The sequence below is a fragment of the Mesorhizobium sp. URHB0026 genome (genome assembly GCF_054059755.1).
The window spans coordinates 2,698,072-2,714,238 of sequence record NZ_JBSSCN010000001.1; the positions used below are offsets into that span (position 1 = coordinate 2,698,072).

General features: G+C 60.4%; 12 protein-coding genes. 10 read left to right on the top strand and 2 right to left on the bottom strand.

Translation table 11 applies throughout. The features are described 5' to 3' along the window. The first annotated feature begins 594 nt into the window (after positions 1–594). The 6 genes from ACVWWD_RS13240 to ACVWWD_RS13265 all read left to right on the top strand — a co-directional run bounded on the left by ACVWWD_RS13240 (position 595) and on the right by ACVWWD_RS13265 (position 9,697). Positions 595–1,806, top strand: coding sequence for a glycosyltransferase (locus tag ACVWWD_RS13240; RefSeq protein WP_352547405.1), 1,212 nt, complete (start codon positions 595–597; stop codon positions 1,804–1,806). Then, the gene (locus tag ACVWWD_RS13245; RefSeq protein WP_352547403.1) at positions 1,803–3,065 is read left to right on the top strand and encodes an O-antigen ligase family protein; all 1,263 of its coding nucleotides are present in this window, start codon (positions 1,803–1,805) and stop codon (positions 3,063–3,065) included. The genes ACVWWD_RS13240 and ACVWWD_RS13245 overlap by 4 nt, the downstream gene beginning before the upstream one ends. Then, positions 3,065–5,056, top strand: a complete 1,992-nt coding sequence (asnB, locus tag ACVWWD_RS13250) for an asparagine synthase (glutamine-hydrolyzing) (RefSeq protein WP_352547401.1) — start codon at positions 3,065–3,067, stop codon at positions 5,054–5,056. Before ACVWWD_RS13245 ends, asnB begins: the two co-directional genes overlap by 1 nt. 136 nt (positions 5,057–5,192) lie before the next feature. After that, positions 5,193–7,292 (top strand): GumC family protein, encoded by a 2,100-nt coding sequence (locus tag ACVWWD_RS13255; protein WP_457103623.1) that lies wholly within the window; start codon positions 5,193–5,195, stop codon positions 7,290–7,292. 97 nt (positions 7,293–7,389) lie between these two features. After that, positions 7,390–8,634 carry a lipopolysaccharide biosynthesis protein gene (locus ACVWWD_RS13260; protein WP_245273856.1) on the top strand — a complete coding sequence of 415 codons (1,245 nt, stop codon included), beginning with the start codon at positions 7,390–7,392 and terminating at the stop codon, positions 8,632–8,634. Between the two features lies 1 nt (position 8,635). Further along, entirely contained in the window at positions 8,636–9,697 is a 1,062-nt protein-coding gene (locus tag ACVWWD_RS13265; RefSeq protein WP_023771457.1) for a glycosyltransferase family 2 protein, read from the top strand. 153 nt (positions 9,698–9,850) lie between these two features. Here ACVWWD_RS13265 and ACVWWD_RS13270 read toward each other — a convergent pair whose 3' ends face one another. After that, positions 9,851–10,552 carry a helix-turn-helix transcriptional regulator gene (locus tag ACVWWD_RS13270; RefSeq protein WP_031240601.1) on the bottom strand — a complete coding sequence of 234 codons (702 nt, stop codon included), beginning with the start codon at positions 10,550–10,552 and terminating at the stop codon, positions 9,851–9,853. A 183-nt stretch (positions 10,553–10,735) separates the two neighbouring features. Here ACVWWD_RS13270 and ACVWWD_RS13275 point away from each other — a divergent pair, with 183 nt between their 5' ends. Next, positions 10,736–12,475, top strand: a complete 1,740-nt coding sequence (locus ACVWWD_RS13275; protein WP_352547398.1) for a PAS domain S-box protein — start codon at positions 10,736–10,738, stop codon at positions 12,473–12,475. A 1-nt stretch (position 12,476) separates the two neighbouring features. On the opposite strand, the gene ACVWWD_RS13280 is transcribed toward ACVWWD_RS13275, so the two are convergent. Then, the gene (locus ACVWWD_RS13280; protein ID WP_023771454.1) at positions 12,477–13,148 is read right to left on the bottom strand and encodes a LuxR C-terminal-related transcriptional regulator; all 672 of its coding nucleotides are present in this window, start codon (positions 13,146–13,148) and stop codon (positions 12,477–12,479) included. A gap of 419 nt (positions 13,149–13,567) precedes the next feature. On the opposite strand from ACVWWD_RS13280, the gene ACVWWD_RS13285 reads away from it, so the two are divergent. Genes ACVWWD_RS13285 through ACVWWD_RS13295 form a run of 3 tightly spaced genes read left to right on the top strand, consistent with a single transcriptional unit; the run spans position 13,568 to position 16,131 of the window. Next, positions 13,568–14,290 (top strand): nucleotidyltransferase family protein, encoded by a 723-nt coding sequence (locus ACVWWD_RS13285; protein WP_023771453.1) that lies wholly within the window; start codon positions 13,568–13,570, stop codon positions 14,288–14,290. Between the two features lie 33 nt (positions 14,291–14,323). Further along, a complete protein-coding gene (locus tag ACVWWD_RS13290) occupies positions 14,324–15,460 on the top strand; it encodes a DegT/DnrJ/EryC1/StrS family aminotransferase (RefSeq protein ID WP_023782492.1) in 1,137 nt (378 codons plus the stop codon). Continuing rightward, positions 15,457–16,131 carry a sugar transferase gene (locus ACVWWD_RS13295; RefSeq protein WP_023771451.1) on the top strand — a complete coding sequence of 225 codons (675 nt, stop codon included), beginning with the start codon at positions 15,457–15,459 and terminating at the stop codon, positions 16,129–16,131. The genes ACVWWD_RS13290 and ACVWWD_RS13295 overlap by 4 nt, the downstream gene beginning before the upstream one ends. The last annotated feature ends 36 nt before the right edge of the window (positions 16,132–16,167 follow it).

Sequence of the window (16,167 nt, forward strand, 5' to 3'; positions counted from 1 at the left end):
TTTTGGCTGAAAACGGCCGCCGTCCGAGACATCGCGGGAACATTCTGCCTTGATCGTGGTTTGGTGCCATCGCGCAGGGGATGGATGACGTGCCAAGCTACGAAGTCGAGGAGATTTTTGCCGGCCAAGTCGTGGTGACCCACAAGGTAGTCGCACCAACTCCGTTTCGAGCAGCCAAGCTCGCGACAAACCGGGAAATCACGCTTCGTGCTTCCGAGGTCCGCTGGATCCGGGTATTCGAGCAAGACGGCCGCCGCCGAGCCTATGAATATACGTTCTCGGATCGACCTCAACCCGCCCCAATGAGCAGTCTTGATAGTCCGATCACCCGTTCGCGATGAAGCGCATTCGCGCGGCTAATCCCATAGCGCACGGCGTCTCGATCCAAACAGTACAGCCCGCGGTCTGATCCTTGCGCCGTTAGCGCGCAAGCGCGGTCCTAGTTGCGTCATTCGAACGGACGAGGACAACGGCCAGCCCTGCCCGTAGCCTGAATTGCTGGTGTAAATCGCAACGAAATCGGGCCATGGGAAACGATCCAAGTTCGAGCCGTTTATGGGAGCCGAAGGCCCGCTGGGTTTCGGGAGCGGCAGTATGAACCCGCACCTGGTTTGCATCGGCGGCGAGGATCACGCCCTGAGGATCTCGTTTCTGATGGAACTCCGCGAGCGGGGTTTTCGGGTCACCGCGGTCTCGACGGGCGATGAAGCTCTGTTTTTACGGCATGGCATTCCGCACCGCCGCTACGAGTTCAATCGCTTTGCCAATGGCAGCGGCAAAGCCGGGACCATCAGAACATTGCGAAGGTTGGTGCGGGAACTTCGCCCCGACATCGTTCAAAGCTTCGATACGAAACCCAATTTGCTGACCCCGCTGGCGGTGCGGGGAGAAGTCCCGGTGGTGCGCACGATCAACGGCTTGGGCTGGACCTTCTCATCGCTGGAGGCGCGAGCCTTGGCTATGCGGCCCGCCTTCTGCGGTCTGCAATGGATTGCTTCCTTCTGGACCGCTGCCACGGTCTTCCAAAACCGCGACGATCAAGCCTTTTTCGAGCGGTATCGGCTGATCCCACGCGGCAGCGGACGCCTAATTCAGGGGTCTGGCATCGACGTCAATGCATTCGCGGTGGCAAGACGTCTTGCCTCGCCACCAGCGACAATGCGGCGAGAATTCGGACTGGAATCGGCCGAGATCGTCATTTTTGTCGGCCGGCTCACCCGCCTTAAGGGCGTTCCGACCCTTCTTGAGGCGATTCCGCACATTCTCTCCAAAAGACCTCATGCGCGTTTCGTGCTCGTTGGCCCACGGGAATCGGAAGGACCATTCGCCGTCGAAAAATCCGAAATCCAACGATTTGCTTCTCATGTGACCCTGCTAGGCAAACGGCATGATGTCCCCAGTCTGCTTGGCATGGCTGATCTGTTCGCCTTCCCAACGCAATATCGCGAGGGCGTTCCGCGCGTCTTGCTGGAAGCCGGACTGGCTGGATTGCCGATAGTTGCATCGCGAATGCCCGGTTGCAGCGACGTCGTCGAAGATGGATGGAACGGTTATCTGGTCGCGCCGCGCGATGCTCGGGCGCTTGCGGACCGGATAGTCGACATACTGTCGGACCGCACCTTGGGAGCGGCCATGGGGCAGCGCTCCGCCTCGCTTATCAGGGAGCGTTTTGCCCTGCCGGGCATCGTCGACCAGTACTGCGATGTCTATAAGAGCAATCTCAGGGCCAAATCTCGCGGCTTGCTTGCTCCATCGCCTCTGGAGAGCGGCATTGCGAACCGCCGGTTGGACGGGGCGCGGCAATGATGCGCGACGCGTTGCTTGCCGGCGGTGTCATCCTGTCAGCCGCGTCGCAGCTCTCCGTCCCCGGCATGCCATTCGGCTATGGCGAACTGCTCCTGGCGCTTTGGATCCTGCTGTCGGCCGGACGAATATTGGTCGGCGGACGCGTCGAAGCGACACCGGCCTTTGCGCAACTCGCGACTTTTTGGCTGCTCCTTTCTATCGCATTGGGGATCGGCACGATCATCGGCTACTTGACCACCCTGCTCTACCCGACAGGGTTGCTGCACGACACATTGGCCTACGTGCTGTTGGCCAGCATCACTTGCCTGGCCAGTGTTGAGCCCGACGCGGGGCGTCGTCTTCGACGCAGTGGTTGGTGGGCAATCGCATTGGCCGACGCAATATTTGCTATCCAACTCGCCATCGCGTGGGGCTGGCTCCATCAGCCCGGCGTCGATCCCTGGTATTGGGACCGCTTCCGCGGCTGGTCTGAAAACCCGAACCAGCTCGCGCTCTATTGCGCGCTTCTTGGTCCGCTGGCGCTGCACCTTGCAACCACGACTCACAATCGATGGGGTCAGGTCCTTGCGCTCTCAAGCCTTGTGTTCATCTTTTTTGTCGGCCGCCTGACGAGGAGCGACGCTTATCTCTACACCACGATTGTAAGTGGCGTCGCCTTCCTCGGATTGCGGTTGAAGGCGTGGTTGGCATCCGATGGCAATCGAACCAGCCTGCCCAGGCAGATCGCACTTCTGCTGATGGTCGGCGCTGTCCCCCTGGTGATAGCGATGACCCCCTATCTTCTCAGCGAGGAAAGCTTTGCGGCCAATTTTGCCAAGAGCCTCACCAAGGACGGAGGCGGCGAGGCCACGGCTGAGACATTCGAACTTCGGGTTTATCTGTGGGATGAGGCGCTCCAGAAGGGGCTGCAATCGGCATCGCTCGGCCTCGGTCCTGGCCCTCACCTAGAGCGCCCGCCGACCGCCGACATGCAGTTTCTGGAGCGGCCATTCGAAGCGCACAATACAATTCTCGATCTCTATCTACAGGGCGGGCTGGTCGCGGTCATCGCCTTGCTGTGGATCGTTGGATCGGCGGCCATGTCCGCCTGGCGTGCCCGCTACGACGCGCTTTTGGTGCTCGTGGCGTCCGCGGCCGTGTTCAGCATACCGCACCTCATCATCCGTCATCCGATCGTGTGGTTTGCATTGACTTTCTGCCTCGTCGCGGGAACGCCAAGCGTTTTCCGGCGCGAGCTTGAGCCTTCAGAGGTGATGTGATGTGCGGGATAGCCGGGATACTTCTCGCGTCCAATGCTGCCGATCCCAATTCGCTCGATCAGATAGGGCAAATGATGATGGCGCTTCGTCACCGCGGTCCGGATGGCGAAGGACTCTGGACGGACCGCGAAGCAGGCATCGCCTTGGGCCACAGGCGGCTGGCCATCGTCGATTTGTCGGAAACGGGGCAACAGCCCATGCTGTCCACAAGCGGTCGGTATGCGATCACCTTCAACGGCGAGATATATAATTTCCGTGACCTGCGTCTCGAGCTTGAAGGCGCCGGGCACCATTTCCGCGGCACCAGCGACACCGAAGTCATGTTGTGTGCGATCGAGAGCTGGGGCCTCGAGGCCGCACTCCAGCGCTTTGCTGGCATGTTCGCATTCGCCTTGTGGGACCTGAAGACGAGGACCCTCCATCTCGCGCGGGATCGGTTGGGCAAGAAGCCCCTCTACATCGCTTCAGCCAGGCATGCGCTGGTCTTTGCTTCCGAACTGAAAGCAATCAGCCGCTTTTCAGGCTACTCCCCGGAGATCGACCTGGATGCCGCCACCGCAATGCTTTCCAAGGGGTGGGTCCCGGATCAGAGTTGCATCTGGCGAGGTGTCTTCAAGCTGCCACCCGGCTCGGTCCTGACCCTCACGGCCGCGACTGTGGCGGAGGGGCGCGGGGCCGCTTCCCTTTCGCAGGACGCAAGTCGCTGGTGGTCGCTGGCCGAAGTCGCCAAGAACGGGCGAGAACAACAGATCGCCGGCAGTGACGACGATCTGACCAATGAACTGGATGATCTGCTCCGGCTTGCCGTCCGCGAGCGCATGATCGCCGACGTTCCGTTGGGTGGTTTCCTGTCGGGAGGCGTCGACAGCTCTACCGTTGCAGCCTTGATGCAGGCTCAATCTCCAAATCCCGTGCGCACTTTCACCATCGCCTTCGCGGAGAGCGGCTTTGACGAGGCCCCTTACGCCGCCGAGGTAGCGCGTCATCTGGGCACCGACCACACGGAGCTACACCTTTCGCCCGCCGCCGCGCGTGACGTGATCCCCGAACTGCCAAAGGTGTGGGACGAGCCATTTGCCGACGAATCGCAGATACCAACTCTGCTGGTGGCGCGGCTGGCCCGCCAGCACGTGACCGTGGCACTGTCGGGGGACGGCGGAGACGAGTGCTTTGCAGGCTATGGCCGCCACTTCATGGCGGACCGGCTGAAACGGTACCAAGGACTACCCGCAACCGCACGGAGGTCCCTGGCGGCCGGCGCAGGGATGCTGTCCAGGGCGGCTCGTCACGATTTCATTGGCAACCTGCCACTTCCGTCGCATGTGCGGCATGCGTTGCGCAGCGATCGGCTCACTCGCTTTGCCTGGCTTCTCGCCGCCAAGGATGAAGACGAACTGCACTGGCGGCTGACGGGATCATCGGCCGAAAACCTCACCCGACACGGAACTCCTGCATCCATAGTCTCCGCACCGCGGCTCGACGGGCTGCTGTCTCGCCTTTTGTACGACGACATGTCCGGCTACCTCGCTGGTGACATTCTCGTCAAACTGGATCGAGCCAGCATGGCCAACAGCCTCGAGGCTCGTTGTCCCCTCTTGGACCACCGCGTCGTCGAATTTGCTTGGCGCCTTCGGGCTGACATGAAGGTTCGCAACGGCGGAGGCAAGTGGATCCTCCGAAATGTGCTGCGTCGTTATCTTCCGCAACGGCTGATCGACCGGCCGAAGCAGGGCTTCGACGTGCCGATCGCGGCTTGGCTGCGGGGCCCGTTGCGCAGCTGGGCCACCGATATTCTGTCCGATGTTCGCAACCAGGGCGAAGGCTTGCTGGACAGCACAAGGGTGGACGCCTGCTGGCGCGATCACGTTGCAGGACAGGACCGCTCCCGTGAACTGTGGTCGGTGCTGATGTTTCAGGCCTGGTGCAACGAGGCCAAGCGGCAGGCGTCGGCGTCGAACTCATCCCGTGAACTCGATCTGGCAGGAGTATGAAATGGCGGGTTCCGCAATCAGCCGAATTGAAGTGCCACGAGCCACCCCGGTGGCTGCCCCGGTTCCTGAAAGCAGGGCCCGCGTACGGCCTCCCAGAAGCGCCCCGAATTCAGCAACCCCGTCTCGCCAACTGCTGGTGACATTGGCGAGCAGCAAATGGATCATTCTGCTCTTCGCGGTTGTCGGCGGCATCTTGGCGGCGTTGGCGGGAATAACCCGCCCTATCATGTACGAAGCCAGCAGTCAGCTGATCATAGACGCTCCTGCCAGGGCGGCCCTTCCCGCCAGCCCGGGCTCGGCGCAGGACATGATCGATTCAAGCATTGACGATCACATCACGATGCTGTCGTCGGAGAGCCACCTTCGTCGGGTCGCTGCAGCGCTGCGTCAACCGAGCCCGGCCAGCGCGACCGCACAAACGCAAGCCGGGAAGGGAAGCTCCAGCCATGGGCCTGCGCTCGCCGATCCGCCGACATTGCACTCCTTCGCTGGCGATTTGCTGAAGCGGCTTTGGCCCCGGGATGTTGTATCAACGAATGCGCCGCAAGCGGCAGAGGCCGCCGAAGTGAAAGCGCTGCGCAAAGGGGTAAGGGTTGGACAAGAGCTCCGGTCCCGGGTCATTTCCGTTGGCTTCTCAGACGACGACCCGGCGCGCGCGGCGCTGGTGGCCAATACATTCACCAAGACCTATGTCGACGACCTCGCGCAGAAAAGTCAGGCGTCGGACATGCAGGAGCTCGACGCCGTCGTCGCCAGTTTGCCCAAACTGCAGAATGAACTGGTGGATGCATCCAATCGGCTCGAGGAGTATCGGCTGAGCCATGGCGCGGTCGATCAAGGCTCGGCTGACAAGGTGGCCGGGGAGAGGGCGGATCTCAGCCAGCAGATATCGATGTCCAAAGCGGATCTGGCGGCGCTGGAGTCCCGGCTCCAGCGTATCCAGGAGCTTCGAAAGCAGGGCGCGGCGGCCGCGACCCTGGCCGAGGCCGCCGGCACGCAGGAGTTGGCCGACCTTTCGGCTCGCGTGGCCGGGGCGCCAGCGGACAAGGATCTGGCCAATGCCTTTTCCGTCGCGGTCGAAAAGGCAATCGCTGATATCGTCGCTGAAGCGGATATCTATCGTGCCCAGGTCGAGGCTCTGGGAAATCGAATGCGTGTGCTCGATGCGGTCGCGGCCGACACGGCCAGCCGGCTCGCCGGTTTGCGGGCACTCGAGCCTCAAGTCAGCCTCCTGACACAACGCTACAACGAACTTCTCGGCCGCCAGCAGGACCTGAAGCGGCGCATCGGAGCTCCGTCCGCCGGAGTCTCGGTTCTTTCCGTTGCATGGCCGCCGACGATTCCGCAGACATTGCCACCGGTTTTTTTGGTTCCACCGGGAATGATTGCGTTTGGCCTCCTTGGCGCCGTTTTGGTCCTCATGCGAAATCGCTTCGATCGCACCTTGCGCGGTGAAACGGAGGCGGAAGCCGTGCTCAGGATACCGTGCGTGGGACTTGTGCCCGAACCGGGCAGGATGCACGCCAAACAGCTGCGCGACCTGGTTCTGGGCCAGCCCAGGTCGGCCTACAGCCGTGCGGTGACGTCGCTGCTGGTCGCGGCCGCGCCAAATCAGGCAAGAGGTCGTGGTCCGCACACGATCCTGCTCACGCCAAGCGTCCGGGCTGACGGAGCGACCGAGCTTGCATGGGGCTTGGCCTTGGCGGCCACCCGCCTGGGCAATCGTGTTCTTCTGGTCGACCTTCAGCGGGCGGGCTCCCAACTTACGGCCGAGTTTCTGCGCCAGTTCAACGGACCCAAGGCTCGTCATTCCTTCGCGGATTACGTCAGCAGTCGTTGTGCCTTGGATGACGCGGTCGCCAGCATTCCCGAAATTGGTATCGATTTGACGACCATGGCACCTGCGGAAGATCTTCTGGCTCTCTTGGCGCGTGTCGACACCGCCAAGTGCAGGGAAGATCTGCACTCGGCGTACAACCTCGTCATCATAAATGGGCCATCGGGGCTGGCTGGGCCAGAAGCCATGTTCCTCAAGAGCTGGGCGGACGCGGTTCTCGTTACGGTTCGCTGGGCAAGAACCTCGCGGCATGTCGCGCGCGGGGTGGTGGAGCAGCTCCTGAGCGACGGAACGCTGTCGGTGCCGGTGGCGAGCGTCCTCACCCGCGTGAACCTCACCCGGTACGGCAGGTATCGGTTTGGCGACAGTGCCGATCTTTTGCGCGAGAGGATCTCATGAATTCGACCGGCATCCGCCGTGAGCAAGGCTCGCCATGATCCGACTTCCTCAAAGCCCGATCGGCAAGGTCCTTCGAGCGGCCGGTGGTGTGTCGGCCATGGCGATTGCCGGTCAGCTCATTCTTGTCGCGACCATTCCGGTGTTGGCCAGGCTCTATTCTCCTGCCGATTTCGGCTTGTTCACGATCTATCTTTCGACCGTGAACATACTGGGAGCGGTCGCGGCACTGCGCTTTGAGGCCTCGCTGTATGGCGTCAAGAGCAATGCGCAGGCATACGTCACGGTTAAGCTCATTCTTTTGGCCGTGTCGGCAACCGGCGTTATTGCCTTGACGGCGGGGATGGTGTTGTCGAGCACCGTTCCGGTCCGAGCTGTTGACCTTGTGTGGCTGGTTCCGATCGGCATGGCAGGCGCAGGTCTTGTGGAGACCATGAATTGCTGGAGTCTGCGTGCCGGCCTGCTACGCGACTTCGCGCTCGGCCGCTTGATCTTGCCTGCGACGATGGCGTTGTTGCAGCTGATGTTCGGCATTGTCCATCTCGGAGGAGAGGCGATGGTGCACGCTCACATTCTTAGCCAGTTCATCTTCATTGGGTTCCTTGGCGTTAGGATTTTCAGTTGGGAGGACGTGTGCGGTGTCGCCCGCGCGCCGTGGCAAACGGTCTTTGAAAAGGCTAGGCGCGAATACAAATTTCCACTGTTCGATATCCCGGCAACCGTCGCAAGTTTCGCCATCAACAACCTTCCGGCGATACTCGTCGGCTCGATGTTCGGGACCGCCTATGCGGGCTATCTGGGCGTCGCGTCGCGGCTCGTCACCGGCCCCGTCACGCTCATAGCGACGCCGCTCAGCAATGTCTTTGTCGCCGAAGCCAATAAGGGCGGCGGCCGCGGGCACCTGCTCGGCCTCGCACGAGGCCTGCTGATCCTTGCCGGCGGGCTCACTTCGCTGCCCATTCTGGCTCTTGGCCTCGCCGCACCGCAGCTCGTCGTGCCCCTCCTGGGACGGCCATGGCTGCCCGCCGCCGAAATCATGACGGCGCTGGCGTTCATGGGCGCGGTGCAAGCTTTGTCGACGCCGCTTCAGGATGTGCCGGCTCTGCTACGACGGCAGGAGGTGCGCCTGGTTGTCGATGCCGTAAGGACGGTGCTCGTGTTTGGTCCGCTTCTAGCCGGCGCCAGGGCTGGCTGGGAACCTCTCACGGTCATCTATCTCATGGCTGCCGGCGGCGCCGGGGGCTTCTTCATCAAGACAGCAGCCTCTCTCTATCTGTTGAAGCGAAGTGTTCAACCGGACGAGTCGTCGCCTCGCGGCCGGTGCATCGCCTTGGAGGAAAGATAACATGACGCAGATCGACAGTCGCGACGCGCTTCCTTCCGCAGCCTTGTCAATAGGGGTCGGACCTTCGCAAGATGAGGGGTCGGCGGAGTTGGTGACACTCCGGCCGTTCATTTCAGTGGCCATCCCGACCTTTCGCAGGCCAGATACCATTCGAAGGACAATCGACAGTATCCTCCAGCAGGATTTTGCGAATTGGGAACTGGTGGTTAGCGACGACGAGGGGCAAGGAGGGCTGTCCTGGAGGATCGTCGACGAATATGCGCGTGCCGACGGTCGCATCCGGATTGTCGAGAACGGCAGGGGGCGAGGCCAAGTCGAGAATACCAACAATGCCATGCTGGCTTGCACCGGCACCTGGATCAAGTTGCTGCATGACGACGACTGGCTCGCGCCCAGCGCGCTCAAGCGATTTGCCGAGGTCTCCAAGGAGCATCCCTCGGCCGCATTCATGACCTGTGCAGCCAATATCGTGGAAGACGGCAGGATCATGCTCCGCTCGACGCCATCGGAGCAAAACCGCGTTTCAGTCTATTCGAGCCAGCAATGCCTCAGGGATCTTTACCTTGTCCGGACGACGAGGAGCCTCGGCATCATTCCCTCGACACTGTTGATCAACAGCAAGGTTCTTCAGGCTGGATGCCGAATGCGTGCACACAAATCGATCCCCGCCGGCGTTGACCAACTGTTCTTCGTGGACTTGGCCGGTCACGGAGACATGGTTGCGATCAATGAGGGTCTGATTTTTTACGACGCGACGAACCATCCGAGCATCACCACATCGAAGAGCTACACGGAAGTGGACGAAGTTACGCTTGCCGTTAAGCAGCTTAATTGGCAGCTGCTCGAAAACAGAAGGAATCTTCCTGACCCCGAGAGCCTCTTGCGAGCATTGCGGGTTGCACGCGTACCCGCCAGATTTCATCACCAGTCCTTGCCCGTGACTATCCGCGATACGCTGCAAATTCTTCGCCCATCAGTGATGAAGATCGCAAGCCAGTACCTCGTGGAATACCTGTTCAGGATCCGCCCGGTACTAGGGCCTTGGTATACCCGAAGACAGTGATGGAGCTGGCCTGTTGGGCACCGTTCGCGCATGCTTCAAGGCCGCGCACGGGACGCGGCACGCGCCGAACCGATTTATGGAATACGGATTCACGGCAGCCGCCCCTGCGGTGGCCGCAAGGCTGGACACGATCATCCCCGAATGTTCAGGGAACTAGGGCAACACCGAGACGCGTGCGAGAAGCGTGACCAATTCTGCCTGACGCCTGGTTTCAGTTTTGGCGAACAGTGATGCGAGCTGGGTTCGGATGGTCGTCCGGCTGAGCGCACAGCTTTCAGCGATTTCCAACGGGGTGTAGCCCTTTGCCAACCGCACCGCGAGATGTGTCTCGGCTCCGGTCAAACCGAACATTCGCTGCAGGGTTTGAGGGTTGGGCGCCGATTTCGTCTCGCGGTCCAACAGGGCGACGACGATCGTGTTGTCGGCTGCGAAGAGGCCACGCTCGTTGATGACAACGGGACGATCTCCGCTGCTGCGGACCACAATCCATGCAAACGATCCGGGATTGAGGTGGCACGGCACGTTCGCGATCAGGCTTCTGAGCGCTCCCGAAAGGCCGTCCGCGTTGTTCACCTGACTGCCGTACCCGCTGAGAATGACGCGCGCGGTGGCGTTCCACTTCAGGACTTTCTTGGTTTCGCTCAGCACGAGACATCCGTAGCCAAGGCGATCAAGCATACCCGGGAAAGAATGCAGCGGCGGCTGGTCACCCTCGGCGGCGGCAGCAGGCCTTTCAACTTGCCGGTCCGGGCTTTGGGCATGGCGCAGGGGAGACGGCCTGCTGCCAGGCCCCATGGCTGCCATCGCACGTTGCGCTTGGAAAACAGTACTTCTCGGCCGTTCGACCAGGTTCATTGTCGTCACCACTTTCCGGTTTGCTGCCAGATAGGCGCCAGCGCATGGGCTAAGTGTTGGAACTTTCTTCTGATGATTCTGATAGACTGACATTTTGGCGCGCGAAAGCGAGCAGCAGCACTAGGTCCGATAACCAAAGGCTCTAAGCCGCATTGGCTAAGCCAAAAGTTGTAGGTAATCAGGATGAGATTGCGGATAGGCGGTCCCGTACTGTCGGACAGGCTACGACAACATCTGGTTTCGTCGGCCGTCCTGCTGGCTACCCTTTCGCTCGAGATGAAGTCGTTGCTGACAGGTGGCGGCAGTGCGGCCTTTCTGGAATGTGTCCCGGCGATTGTGATCATCGCCTTCCTGGAGGACCGCTGGCCTGCGATGGCTGCCACGTTTGCCATGGTGGCTGTCGGCTTGGCAGTTCGCCTTGGGGCGAACGGTCAGTTGGTCGGGGATGATCTTTCCGGGGCCATTCTCCTCGCCCTGTCCGGCGGGATGATCGCCTTTCTTTTCCACCGTTCAAGGCAGGAGTTGAGGGGCGCGCTCGATGTCGCCGAGAACAGGCTTGCTGCCATCGAGACGACCGAAGCGCGATATCGCAGGGCTTTCGAGCGGGCCGCCTTGGGGTTTGCGACCGCAAATGACCGTGGTGAGCTGCTGCAGGTCAACATGTGTATGTGCAGTATGTCCGGCTACGCACAGGAAGAGCTCGTCGGCCAGCATATCGAAACACTCGTTCATCCTGGCGAACGCGATCTGTTCGCCAGGCTTGGACGTGGTCTAAGCGCCGAGGCGCCGTCGTTTGGCTTGGAAATGCGTTTGAGAAAGAAGGATGGCACTGTTTTCTGGGCTCGCGTGACCCTCTCCTGGTCCGGTCCGGAGAAACAACTGCCGATGGGCATATTTGTCGTCTTCGAGGATATCACTGAACGCAGGGCTGCAAGCGAAGCCCTCTTGGGCCAAAAGGAATGGCTGGACCTTGCGCTGCTCGCCGGAAGGCTTGGCACATGGCGCGTGGACTACAAGGAGAGAATTGTCTCCGGTTCAGATCAATTTTGGGAAATTCTTGGTTTGCCGCCAGCCGCTTCCCGTCCCCTGGACGAGCTGTCGGCGATCGTTCATACGGCGGACTGGCCAAAACTCGGGGTCCCTTCAGAATCGATCGCGGCAACCGCCAACTACGACGCCGAGGTTCGGGTTCGGCGGTCGGACGGACAGTTCCGCTGGATTGCCTTGCGCGGCCGTGAGGATATCCGCGATCGCTATCATCAGCGGTTCGGGATCGCGGCTGACCTTACCGAGCGGCGGCAGACGACACTGTTGCGGGTCGCGGTGAGAAGACAGGAGCGGCTTATACTTGAACAGCGGCACCGGCTCAGTAACTTGTTTGCCGTGATCACGGCTGTCGTGAAAATGATCCCTGCTTCAGACCAGGATATTTCCAAGTACAGAGGAGACCTTTTAGAGCGAATTCGGGCGCTCGAATCCACGCACCTGCTGTTGATCAACAATGCAGAGTTATCATCTTCGATCCGCGATATTGTCGCACATGCGCTTCGCCCCTACGCCGAGGCACACAGAGCAACGATCACAGGGCCCCACGTCAGAATCGTCGGGGGCGCCGCGGAAAGTTTCGCGATGATCGTCCACGAACTCACGACAAATTCGGTCAAGCACGGGGTGCTCGGGAACTCCCGAGGCCAGGTGGAGGTAAGGTGGGGCGTTGCACCCGAGAGCTCGGACGGCGACATCGTGTTCGACTGGATCGAACGAGGCGGCCGAGATGCCAAGCCTGTTCTGCGGAAAGGTTTTGGGTCGATCGTCCTTGGCGCTGATGGAACGCCCTTGGTCGGTCATTCTTCCAAACTGGAAATGTCGGCTGGCGGATTGCGATACCAGCTACGCCTATCCCAGAGCGAGATTCAGCCTTAACTCAGATCGTTCCAAGCCAAGTCCTCATCAAAACGGCGACCTCGGTGCGGTTTCGGACTCCCAGTTCGCGCAAGATAGCGGCGGCATGGATCTTCGTTGTGGCCTCGGCGATGTCGAGATCGCGGGCGATCTCCTTGTTCGAGTAACCTTCGGCCATAAGCTTGAGCACCTCCTTTTGCCTTGACGTGAGCCTTCCCAGTGAACCTGGGTTGGCCAAGGCCTGGTGTGAAGCCTCCACGGGAGGTCGATGCGTCTGAGGCGCGGCTGCGCCAGAGCTTCGCGACAGGAGGGCTGGTACATAGATGCGACCTGACAAGATTTCTTTGACGGCCAGCACCACCTCCTCATCCGGCTGCGATTTTACGATGTAGCCGTGGAGGCCAACCGAAAGGGCCAACAAAATTTCCGATCGTGAATCGTTTCCTGACACAATCGCAAACCTGCTTTTGGGATAGGCGGCGAGAACATCGCCGAGCACTTCCTGGCTGAGCAGCCCGGGCATGTTCAGGTCCAGGATCGCAAGATCAATTGTTTCATGTTCGGCCAGGAGCCCAACCACGGCATCAAAACAGGTCGCCTCGATTATTTCGGCGCCAGGGATTCCGGCCGTCAGCGCCATACGCAAGCCACGTCGATAAAGGCCATGATCATCGGCTATGACGATCTTGTACATAAACATCCCCACGCACTAACAACCCGCACTACCTGGCCAGTCTTGCAGGAGCGCCAGTATGTCCAGAAAGGTGGACTCTGACGTCCTACAACCCCGTCCTGCTGATTACCGTAGGCTAATATAGCTCGGTCTTAGGAAAATGTTTACCTTCAATCGCAATTCAAGTGGGACCTTGGTCTGTTGTGCGTCTCGACCACTCCCGTCAGATCCGCCGGAAATGTTTCGTCCCTACGGTTCAGGGATCAGAGAAATTCGCCCGTGCCATTCAAACGCACGACGACAATATCCCGGTTGGCTCCCTAATCTCTCGCAGGTTCGGACAACTGAAACCCTGCTGGCATGAGGCGGTTCGCCTCTTGGCTCCGGATGCGGTTTCAGCCGTCAAGGCCAACTCTGGCCATGTGCGTAGGGAGGATCGAATGAAAGCGGTAATTCAATGCGGTGGCATGGGAACGCGCCTTCGGCCATTTACATCGGTTTTGCCCAAGCCGCTGATGCCAATTGGCGCGCGGCCGGTCCTCGAGTTGCTGTTGAAATGGCTGCGGCGTAGCGGAATCGAAGACGTCTACGTCACCACCGGCTATCTCGGGCACCTGATCCGGAGCGTGTGCGGCGACGGCTCGCAGTGGAATCTGAGGATCCGCTACACGCAGGAAATGGAACCGCTCGGAACGATCGGGCCGCTTTCCTTGATCAGAGACGAATTGAATGAGCCCTTTATCGTCCTGAACGGCGATGTGCTGACCGACCTGAGCATCAGCCGGTTTACCGCGGCGCACCGCCTGCACAAGGACTCCGTCACGATAGCGACTTCGCTGCGGCTTACCAAGATGGATTTCGGCGTCATCGACGAGGTTGACAACACCGTCCAGGTCTTCCGCGAGAAGCCTGCACTGTCGCACTTGGTAAGCATGGGCATCTACTGCATGAACCCGGACGTCCTCGACTTCATCCCATCCGGTATACCGTTTGGGTTCGATGACCTCATGCTGCAGATGCTTCAGGCTGGACGCGTCGTGCATGTCTACAAACACGAAGGTCTTTGGCTCGACATCGGACGCGTCGAGGACTTCCAGAACGCGCAGACAGTTTCTTGGGAAGAGCGGTCGGCGTCCATCGAAGTCGCCGCCGCGGCAGCGTAACGGCCAGGCGCGAGGATCATCGAGGAGGTGACGATGCTCTTGGTAAGTTCCCCGGTCCTGGGAGTGCCAGAAAAAGCGGCTTTGGCGAAAGTGATCGACAGCTGTTGGCTGACGATGGGTGAACGGGTCCGGGCCTTCGAAGAGGCGTTTGCCTTGATGCACGAGGCAGAGGACTGCGTAGCGGTTAGTTCCTGCACCGCGGCCCTTCATCTTATCCTTCACGGATTGGGGATCGGTCCGGGGGACGAGGTCCTGGTTCCTTCGCTGACCTTCGTGGCTACCGCGAACGCAGTGCTCTATGTCGGCGCCACTCCTGTCTTTGTCGACATAGAGTCGGCAGACGTCCCTCTGATGTCGCTCAAAGAAGCAGAAGCACGTTGCAGCCCTCGCACCAGGGCCGTGATCCTGGTCCATTTCGCCGGCTATCTCGCCGACAAGGAGGCTTGGCAAGCATTCGCCAGCGCACGCGGGCTCTCGATCATCGAGGATGCGGCACATGCTCCCGGCCTAAAAGCGGTTGGCACCTTTGGAGCGGGCGCCGCCTTCAGCTTCTATGGCAACAAGAACATGACGACGGCGGAGGGTGGGGCCGTAATTGCCCGGGATCCCCAACTGCTGGACAGGATTCGCCAGGCTCGCGCGCACGGCATGACCACCGGAACACGCCAGCGACTAAACAGCCGCACCGCCCATTACGATGTGACCATGCTCGGCTTCAACTACCGAATGGACGAAATGCGGGCCGCGATCGGTTTGGTTCAGCTCCAGAACCTGCAGGAGTGGAATGAGATACGGCGCATTCTTGTCGTGTTGTACCGGCGCCTCATCGCGTTGCGTTGTCCGGCAATCACAATACCGTTCGAAGAACCGCGAGCCTCGGCTTACCACATCATGCCGATCCTCTTGCCGCGCTACGTCAACAGGCAGCATGTCGTCGATGAACTGCGGGCGCAGGACATACAAACCACGGTCCATTACCCGCCCGTTCATCAGATGACCCTCTACCGTGAGCTTTACCCGGGTACCCATCTGCCGCGCACCGAGGATTTCGCGGAACGAGAGTTGACCATTCCGCTGCATCCTCAGATTACCGCGCCCGCGGTTGAAGCCGTGGTGGACGTACTGGCGACCGCGCTCAACAGCGGCATCCACGCGGGAACCGCCGCATGAACGCGTTTGATCTATCCATCCACCCGCCCGTCGTGTCAGGCGTGAGCCATGGTTTTGGCAGACGCGCGATGGATGTAGTGGCCGCATCCTTGGCCGCGATGGTTTTCGCGCCGCTGATGTTGCTGATTGCATTTGGGCTATTTCTCGAGGGCGGACGCCCCGTGCTTTTCCGGCAGCCTCGCCTCGGTGCAGGGGGCCGCATGTTTCATATCTATAAATTCCGCAAATTCGAGGTTCTGTGTGATCCTCAGGGCCCTGCGTTGACCAGCATAGGCGACCGTCGGCTGACGAAGATCGGGCGCATTTTGGCCAGCACCAAACTGGATGAGTTGCCGCAACTCTGGAATGTGCTCAGAGGCGACATGGCCATCGTCGGGCCACGACCGGAAAGCCTCGCCTTTGCTGACTGCTTCCATGGCGGCTTCGAGGCGGTCCTAAGATATAAACCCGGCTTGGTCGGCCCGACGCAAGTTCTTTTCCGTCACGAAGCCTCTCTCTACCCTGCCTCAGGAGACCTGTCGTCCTTCTACAGGGAAGCGCTGTTTCCGATCAAAGCCAAGTTCGATCTTTCCTATTATCCCCGACGAACCATCGCTTCGGATGTTGTGTGGATGATCCTCGGCTTTCTGGCGGTAATCGGCTGGATGCCTGTCGGGCTGCTCAGGCGTTGAAGGCTGTTTCTGTTTGCGCGCTCGGCAACCGGAGCG